The 1,147-nt window shown below is 34.2% G+C and carries 1 protein-coding gene; it reads left to right on the forward strand.

Going from position 1 to position 1,147, the window contains the following annotated elements:
• Positions 1-288 precede the first annotated feature (288 nt).
• On the forward strand, positions 289-1,147 hold an 859-nt coding region (locus RRG12_RS44325), incomplete at its 3' end, for an ISH3 family transposase (protein WP_420763384.1).

Consider the following 1,147-nt stretch of genomic DNA (forward strand, 5'->3'; position numbering starts at 1 on the left):
AACTAACACAGCCCGACAGCAGATTACTGTCAGTAGACCTAAAAGTTCTGCGATCGCTCTGTGATCGATACCTGGGTATCTGATTCTTGCCTAATAAACTGTGTTTATTGATACGCTTTTTGGAAAAGTAATTGAGAAATATAACATAAGTAAAATTAATCAATTAACCAAAAAGGTAAGGGTAGATTTTGCACCAGAATATAGTTCTGGTACTGTGGTATGCAATTTTTGTAAAGTATAGGGGTAAAGATAAAAATTTTTTGATTCTGAGGATGATTGAGTTTGGCTATGACTGCAACACAACCAGTTTTAACTGATAGTAAAACCTTAAATGAAGTAGTTAACTGTTTAACAGAACATATTCCAATTCAGACTCAAGGCAAGTGTGAACAACAAAATATCTTTGAAATTTTAATTCGAGCAGCCACCCAAAAAGATAGTATTGAAAATACTACCAAAGTCTTAAAAAATGTTCCTACAAGTAATGACATACGTTACCATTTAGAGAAATATTCAGACCTAAAATCTCTGGAATTAGACTTAAATACAGCACTACAAAGTCGCTTGCCAGATGGGATTCGACAGGGAAAACAAAAAATAGCCATTGACTTTAACTTAATTCCTTATTATGGTGAACCGACACTATTAGAAGCGCCATATATTTACAGAAGTCAAGCTAAAAATGGCACTTGCTCTTTTTATGCTTATGCTACTGTCTATGTAATTAAAAAGAATAAGCGAGTCACCTTAGCTATTAAAGCTGTTCAACAACAAAATACAAAAGTAGCAATTATCACTTATCTTTTAGCACTGATTGAGCCTTTAAATCTTCAAATCGAAAGATTGTATTTAGACCGAGAATTCTTCTGTGTGCCAGTCATCAGATGGTTGCAAGCTCTTGATATTCCTTTTGAAATGCCAGTGATTATTCGGGGCAAACATGGCGGAACTAGACAATTAATTAGAGGGCGGCGTAGTTATAAGACTTGTTATACTTTAAACAGTGATAAATATGGCTCAGTTACTTTTAATGTGTGGATAGTTTGTACATATAAAAATGGTAAAAGACGAGCGCATGGGCGGGAGTTTTTTATTTACGCTGTTTATAAAGTTAAGCTGTCATTACATTCAATACATGATGACTCAC

Source organism: Nostoc sp. CALU 546 (assembly GCF_048836525.1).